The sequence below is a fragment of the Deltaproteobacteria bacterium RBG_16_64_85 genome, assembly GCA_001798885.1.
Lineage (GTDB): Bacteria > Desulfobacterota > Deferrimicrobia > Deferrimicrobiales > Deferrimicrobiaceae > FEB-35.
In genome coordinates this window covers 80,191-87,075 of sequence record MGQW01000065.1, presented here as the reverse complement: position 1 = coordinate 87,075, position 6,885 = coordinate 80,191, and the positions used below count along the sequence as shown (strand labels likewise).

Annotated in this window: 7 protein-coding genes and 1 pseudogene (1 of these 8 only partly in view); 1 reads left to right on the top strand and 7 read right to left on the bottom strand. The window is 65.3% G+C overall.

Annotated features, from left to right (window positions below; translation table 11 throughout):
* Nucleotides 1-518: 518 nt before the first annotated feature.
* From A2Z13_01885 to A2Z13_01855, 7 genes are all read right to left on the bottom strand, one after another.
* Entirely contained in the window at nt 519-1,532 is a 1,014-nt protein-coding gene (locus A2Z13_01885) for a peptide chain release factor 1 (GenBank protein OGP77568.1), read from the bottom strand.
* Between the two features lie 43 nt (nt 1,533-1,575).
* Nucleotides 1,576-2,535, bottom strand: coding sequence for a hypothetical protein (locus tag A2Z13_01880; GenBank protein OGP77518.1), 960 nt, complete (start codon nt 2,533-2,535; stop codon nt 1,576-1,578).
* Nucleotides 2,532-3,242: an FAD-dependent thymidylate synthase gene (locus tag A2Z13_01875; GenBank protein OGP77517.1), complete on the bottom strand. Its 711-nt coding sequence runs from the start codon at nt 3,240-3,242 to the stop codon at nt 2,532-2,534. The genes A2Z13_01880 and A2Z13_01875 overlap by 4 nt, the downstream gene beginning before the upstream one ends.
* Nucleotides 3,243-3,278: 36 nt before the next feature.
* Complete coding sequence (locus A2Z13_01870) at nt 3,279-3,482, bottom strand: 50S ribosomal protein L31 (protein ID OGP77516.1); 204 nt, start codon at nt 3,480-3,482, stop codon at nt 3,279-3,281.
* A 24-nt stretch (nt 3,483-3,506) separates the two neighbouring features.
* A complete protein-coding gene (locus tag A2Z13_01865) occupies nt 3,507-4,754 on the bottom strand; it encodes a transcription termination factor Rho (GenBank protein OGP77515.1) in 1,248 nt (415 codons plus the stop codon).
* A gap of 157 nt (nt 4,755-4,911) precedes the next feature.
* Nucleotides 4,912-5,901 (bottom strand): hypothetical protein, encoded by a 990-nt coding sequence (locus A2Z13_01860; protein OGP77514.1) that lies wholly within the window; start codon nt 5,899-5,901, stop codon nt 4,912-4,914.
* On the bottom strand, nt 5,898-6,662 hold the full coding sequence (locus tag A2Z13_01855) for a hypothetical protein (GenBank protein ID OGP77513.1): 765 nt from the start codon (nt 6,660-6,662) through the stop codon (nt 5,898-5,900). Before A2Z13_01855 ends, A2Z13_01860 begins: the two co-directional genes overlap by 4 nt.
* Before the next feature lie 135 nt (nt 6,663-6,797).
* On the opposite strand from A2Z13_01855, the pseudogene A2Z13_01850 reads away from it, so the two are divergent.
* A pseudogene (locus A2Z13_01850) lies at nt 6,798-6,885 on the top strand (hypothetical protein); it runs 128 nt beyond the window's last position.

Sequence of the window (6,885 nt, the reverse complement as noted above, 5' to 3'; positions counted from 1 at the left end):
CCGGACCCTCCTGTAAGGTGCGCCCCAAACGGAAGGCGCAGCCGAAAGGGGGGCCTCGCGCAGCGAGCAGCCACAGGCGCGGAACCGGCGCGGACCCCGCGACACGAGGGGGGACACTCCTCGCGATAGAAAGCGCAAACATCAGGAATGTCCCCCGCAATGCGGACGGTGACGGGGGACCGAAGGCCGGGGAAGGGACCTTGGGGCACGCTCGCTGGACGAAGCCGGGGAGCGAGAACCCAACCGATAGAGTGCATGCGGGGGGTTCGAGCTCCGAGGCAAGCGCCGAGCGGATAGCGAGGACAAGGCGCCCAGGAGGGCGCCGGCAGCTTGCCGAGGCGGACCGCTCCGGATAGGAGCGGCGTGGCGAATCGCCAGCGAGGTCCCCCCTGAGGCAAAGCGACTTCCGATACGGAAGCAGCACACCGGCGAGCGAACGGAGCCGCTCGCGGCAATTGCGGTGCAGTCGGGGATTCGGGCAGCGAAAACCGGACGGCCATCGTTGCAGGGCCTCCGCGTCAGCCGGCGGTTTTGAGCGCGTCGACCTGGGCGCTGGAGATCAGGGCGTCGATGAAGAGGTCGAACCCGCCGTCCAGGACCTGCGAGAGCTGGTGGACGGTGAGTCCGATGCGGTGGTCGGTCACCCGGTTCTGCGGGAAATTGTAAGTCCGGATCCGTTCGCTGCGGTCGCCGGTCCCCACCTGGGAGCGGCGAAGGTCCGCACGCCCGGCGCGCTGCTTCTCCATCTCCAGGTCGTAGAGGCGGGAACGGAGAATCTTGAGTGCCTTCGACTTGTTCTTGAGCTGCGATTTCTCGTCCTGGCACTGGACGACCAAGCCCGTCGAGAGGTGGGTGATGCGAACCGCCGAGTCGGTCGTGTTGACGCTCTGCCCCCCCGGCCCGGAGGATCGGAATACGTCGATCCGCAGGTCCTCGGGGCCAACCTGCACGTCGACCTCCTCGGCCTCCGGCATCACCGCGACGGTGACCGTGGAGGTGTGGATCCTCCCGCCCGACTCGGTGGCGGGCACCCGCTGCACGCGATGGACACCGCTCTCGAACTTCAGGCGGCTGTAGGCCCCCTTCCCCTCGATCATGGCAATGATTTCCTTGGTCCCGCCCAGACCGGTCTCGCTGCGGGACAGGGCCTCGACCTTCCATCCCTTGAGGGCCGCGTACATGGAATAGGCTCGAAACAGCTCCGTTGCGAAGAGCGCCGCCTCTTCACCGCCGGCGCCGGCCCGGATTTCGATCAGGATGTCCTTTTCGTCGTTGGGGTCCTTGGGCACCAGGAGGAGGCGGATCTCTCCGGCAAGCCTCTCCTGCTCCTCCGAGAGCCGCGCGACCTCTTCCCGGGCCATGGACCGCATCTCCGGCTCCTTCTCGTTCTCCAGGAGCTGCCGGTTTTCGTCGAGATCCCGCGCGATCTTCCGGTACCGGGCGTAGGCTTCGGCAAGCGGCCGCAGGTCCGAGAGCTCGCGGCCAACCCTTTGCATTTCCCTCGGGTTCCCGACGATCGACAGGTCGGTCATCAGGCGCTCGAGCTCGGCGACCCGCGCGCACACCTTCTCCAGCTTACCCCACAAGGCGGACCTCCGTGCTGTCGGCAGGGACCACCCGCCGGAAGGAAGCGATGGCCACCTGGATCTGGGAGAGGTCCGGCTCGCGGGTGGTCAGCCGCTGCAGGAGCATCCCCGGCAAGACCAGCACCTTGAAAACCGGGAACTGTGCCTTCCTCGCCGAGAGCCGAAGCGCCTCATAGGAGATCCCTGCGATGACAGGCAGGAGCAGGAGGCGCATCAGTGCCTTCGTCAGCAGGGAGCTGTCGTGGGGGATCAGGGAAAACACGACCATGCTGATCCCCATCACGAACAGCAGGAAGCTCGTCCCGCAGCGCGGGTGGAGATTCGAGTGCGCCCTCACCGTCTCCGGTAAGAGGTCCGCCTTCTGCTCGTAGGCGTTGACCACCTTGTGCTCGGCGCCGTGGTACTGGAAGATGCGCCGGATGTCCTTCATCATCGATATCCCCAGCACGTAGCCGACGAACACCAGAACGCGGATGCCGCCGTCGACGAGGTTGAACGCCAACCGCCCGGAGAACGCGGGGAGGAGGGCCGCGATCCCGCGCGCGGCCAGCAGCGGAAGCCAGAAGAAGAGGCCGATGCCCAACAGAAGCGCCAGCGCCAGAGCCGCCGCCATCGCAAGCCCGCTCCCGCCCTTCCCGGTTTCTTCGCGGAGTGCGGTTTCTCCCCCTTGCCCGGCCGCCTCCGCGTCTTCCATCGCCTCGTCCGCCGAGTACTGGAGGGCCCGGTAACCGATGACGAGCATCGCCGCCATCGTGACCACGCCGCGAAGGATGGGCAGCTTCGACATCCTCTTTTTTGCCGGGCTCACGGCGATCGGGAAATCCTTCACGCGGATCTCGCCGCTCGCCTTGCGGACCGCGACGGCGTACCGCGACGGCCCCTTCATCATTACGCCCTCGATGACGGCCTGCCCGCCGAGGACCAGTTCCCTGGGCTCCACGTGCGTCACCGGCTCCCTTTCCGAAGCTCGGCGAACTCCCGCCGCACCCCCCCCGGATCTCCACAGGTCATCTTCCCCTCGGGGCAGCGGCCGCGCACGCATCCCGGGCCCGCCGTCTCGAACAGCAGGGGAGCTTTTTCGTTCGCCAGGGTCAGCATCCGCCTGGCCATCTCCCGGATCTCCCACTGCGCACGGCGGCACAGGCGCAGTGCAAAGAAGTGATGCAGCTCTCGGGCGTTCATGGTGATCAGAATCTTCGTCTCCGTGGCGTTGGGCAGCACGAACCGCGCGTCCTCCGGGGGGATTCCGGCGGAAAGCATCTCCGTGTACAGCCGCGCGCTCTCCTCCATGTGCTTCTCGAACTGACCCGCAAGCGCCCGCTTACGGCCCTGCCCGTCCCCGATCGTCTTGGGAGTCACGTAGCCGAACGTTGCCGCGACGTACCGCTGGCTCTGCTGGGAATAGGAGGCGATCCGGTGGCGCACCAGCTGATGGGAGGTGGCGCGGGAGATCCCCTCCACCCCGTAGGTGAACACCACGTGCTCCAGGACCGAGGCGTGCCCCATCGAGAGCACCCGCCGGACGAGCCTGCGGACGTCTTTCCGGGAGACGTCCTCCTGGAGGTCCGCGATGGCCGCGGGGGAGGTGCAGAGGCGCGCCGCAAGGGCGACCAGCCGCTCGGGCTCGGGGGTGCACTGCAGGAGGACGACGATCACGGAGGGGGGGACGGGAGGCTCCTTAGACGACCTCTCTTATTTCTTCTGGTCGTATTTCTTATGGAACTTTTCGATGCGACCCGCGGTGTCGATGAGCTTCTGCTTCCCGGTGAAGAACGGGTGGCAGTTCGAGCAGATGGCCACCTTGATCTCCGGAGTGGTCGACATCGTCTCGAAGGTGTTTCCGCAGGCGCACTTGACCGTGGACGCCGCGTATTTCGGATGGAGGTTCTCCTTCATCTTGGCCCTTCTCCTCTCAACGGGTCACGAATTCATCGACTCGAGGAAATCCTTGTTCGTCTTCGTCTTGGAGATCTTGTCCAGCAGGAACTCCATGCTCTCCGCGGGCGACAGCGGGGAGAGGAACTTCCGCAGGATCCACACCCGCTGGAGGACCTGCTTCTCCAGCAGGAGCTCCTCTTTCCGTGTGCCGGACTTGTTGATGTCGATGGCCGGGAAGATCCGCTTCTCGGAGATCTTCCGGTCGAGGACGAGCTCCATGTTGCCGGTCCCCTTGAACTCCTCGAAGATCACTTCGTCCATCCGGCTGCCGGTCTCGATCAGTGCCGTTGCGATGATGGTCAGCGACCCTCCCTCCTCGATGTTGCGGGCGGCCCCGAAAAACCGCTTGGGCTTCTGCAGTGCGTTCGCGTCGACCCCGCCGGAGAGGACCTTCCCGGAGGGCGGGACGACGGCGTTGTAGGCGCGCGCCAGGCGGGTGATGCTGTCCAGGAGGATCACCACGTCCTTCTTGTGCTCCACGAGGCGCTTCGCCTTCTCGAGCACCATCTCGGCCACCTGGACGTGCCGCTGAGCGGGCTCGTCGAAGGTGGAGGAGATGACCTCGCCCTTGACGCTGCGCTGCATGTCGGTCACCTCCTCGGGCCGCTCGTCGATGAGCAGGACGATGAGGACGACCTCGTGATGGTTCTTGGTCAGCCCGTTGGCGATGTTCTGCAGGATGATCGTCTTGCCGGCGCGGGGAGGCGACGTGATGAGCGCCCGCTGGCCCTTCCCGATCGGGGCGATGAGGTCGATGATCCGGGTGGAGAAGTTGTCGTGGACGTACTCCATCTGGAACTTCTCCTGCGGATACAGCGGCGTCAGGTTGTCGAAGATGATCTTGTCCTTGCTGATCTCGGGGTCCTCGGTGTTGATCTTCTCGACCTTGAGGAGCGCGAAGTACCGCTCCTCGCCCTTGGGGGCCCGGATCTGGCCGCTGATGGTGTCGCCGGTGCGAAGCCCGAACCGCCGGATCTGCGAGGGGGAGACGTAGATGTCGTCGGGTCCGGGGAGGTAGTTCGAATCGGGGGACCGCAGGAAACCGTACCCGTCGGGAAGCACTTCCAGCGTTCCTTCCCCGGAGACGATGACCTCCTGGTCGGTCTGCGCCTGCAGGATGGCGAAGATCAGCTCCTGTTTTTTCAGTCCTGCCGCCCCGTCGACGTTGAGGCTCCTTGCGATCTCGGTCAATTCGCCGATCCGCATTCCCTTCAATTCTTTCAGATTCATGCACGTTCTCCCGGATAAATGGGGGTTCTGGCCGTTATGGAAAAAACCGTGGCGATTATCGGTTTGAAAAGCTCCGGCAGGTGCTCTCGCTGAGGCTACGGTTCATTCTCCGCCGACCGGTTTCAGGATGTCAAGGAAAATAAGGCGGCGGGCAGCGCTAATCCTTGTAGACGGAAACGGCGTTGCCACCCTTCCTCATCGATTCGTGGACCATCGACTCCACGAGGGGAATGAGGATCCTCTCCGTGTCGCCGTCCTTGGGGAACGCCGCGATCCCGATCGCCAGCGTCAGGAAGACTTTCCCCTGCCCTACGGGGGAAGCGGCCATCGACTCCGCGATCTTCCCCGCCGTCACCCGGGCCTCCGCCTTGGTCATCTCGGGCATGACGACATAGATGTATCCGCCGGAACGGGCGGCGTAATCCACGTCGCGCAAGGCAGCGCGGATCTTCGAGGCCACTTCTGCAAGCGCCTTGTCGGCGGAAACGTGCCCATAGACCTCGTTCATCTCCCGGAGATTGCGGACCTTGAGGAACATGAGGCTCACCGCGTGTCCGAACTTTTTCCCGCGGCTCAGTTCCCGGTGGAGCACCTCGTGGAAATACTTGAAGGTGAGCAGGCCGGTCACCGCGTCGATGTCGGGCACCCGGGAGATCTTTCCCCGCAGCTCCCGCATCGCGATGAACAGGGTCGCAAGCCGCGAGAAGGCGAGGAGGTCCTGCCGCATTTCCGCGCCGAGCAGGTCCGCATGCCGGGAGTCCGCGACGAAAACGCCCAGCGTCTCCCCCTGGATGCGGCATGGGACCGCGTAGAGGACCTTGTACTCGTGCTCCAGCCGGAATCCGGGATCCTTCGCGCGCGCGTCGTTGCCGGAAACGGCTACCTCTCCCTTGCTCGCCGCTGCGATCAGGGGGAGGCCCTTCCGGGCATACAGCTCCTTGATGAAGCGGCCCGAGAGGCCCCGTTGAGCGAAAACGGAGATGCCCTTTCCACCCGCCTCGACGGCGATGACCGAGGCGGAGAGCAGCGGATAGTTCTCCATCAGGAGGTGCATCAGGTGGTTGGCCTGCGCCTCCTCGGAGACATTCTTTTCCTGCCGGCCGAGGATCTCGTTTTCAATGCGGATGCGGGTCTCTGGGCGGCTCATCGGGTGTCCTGTCCTGGAAGAAATGTGAAGGCATCGGCGATATCCCATCTATAGATAAAACTAAGCTGTCTGCCGGTCAAGGACTTTTCGCGCCGGTACGAGTGGAACCGCGGGGAGCACACGGTGCAGGGGCCCACCCCTTCCACACGGACGCGGGAGAGGCCTGCGGAGAGAAGCCCCTCCACGGCGAACGACTGCAGATCGGCATTCCATTTCCCCGCCACCTTCCCCTTCACGAGGTACCGCTCTCCCCCGGGGCACCTCCGGAGCGTTTCCGCCACTTCTTCTCCCACTTCGTAGCAACAGCCCCTGGCGGAAGGCCCTGCCGCAGCCACAAGTCCGTCGACCGCGCCGTGGCCAACCCTCGCGGCGATGCAGCATACCGTCTCTCCGAGGACATCGGCCGCCATCCCCCGCCAACCGGCGTGGATCGCGGCGCACACCGGCAGACGGGAGTGGGCCAAGAGAATCGGGACGCAATCTGCGGTCCGGACGCCGACCCCTGTCCCTGGAGCAGCCGTCCAGAGGGCATCCCCCTTGCGCCACCGGCGGCCGGAAACCTCCCCGTCCGTCTCCTCCATCTCCAGCGCGACCGCGGAATGCACCTGGCGGAGGGTCCCTACACGGGAGGACGGCACGGCGAAGACCTCCCGTAGTTGATCCCGCGATGTCCTCCCCCGGACGGGGTCTATCCCGACGAACGCGTGGTAAACCCCCGGCACCGACCGCAGGAGAGGCGACTGGACGAAGTACGGAAGCATCACCGGAAGTCTCCGTTCACGGTGACGGATGAGACACGCACCCAACGCAGCGGATGCTGTGTGCTCTGAGCCGCAAGCGGCTCCGGCGGAGCCGCCGCAGGAGGGGGGCGCAGTGAGCCGGTCTCCAGGGTGCCGTTGCCGAAGAGCCCGCGCACCGAGAGGGTCGATGCGCCGCTTCCGGCGAGGCGCCCGACCGAGGCGTACCCGCTGCGGTACGGCGAGA

Bases quoted from the DNA above. Each gene is read 5' to 3' on its own strand.
- A2Z13_01885 (OGP77568.1), bottom strand. From the start codon at position 1,532: ATGACCGACCTGTCGATCGTCGGGAACCCGAGGGAAATGCAAAGGGTT.
- A2Z13_01870 (OGP77516.1), bottom strand. From the start codon at position 3,482: ATGAAGGAGAACCTCCATCCGAAATACGCGGCGTCCACGGTCAAGTGC.
- A2Z13_01865 (OGP77515.1), bottom strand. From the start codon at position 4,754: ATGAATCTGAAAGAATTGAAGGGAATGCGGATCGGCGAATTGACCGAG.
- A2Z13_01860 (OGP77514.1), bottom strand. From the start codon at position 5,901: ATGAGCCGCCCAGAGACCCGCATCCGCATTGAAAACGAGATCCTCGGC.
- A2Z13_01855 (OGP77513.1), bottom strand. From the start codon at position 6,662: ATGCTTCCGTACTTCGTCCAGTCGCCTCTCCTGCGGTCGGTGCCGGGG.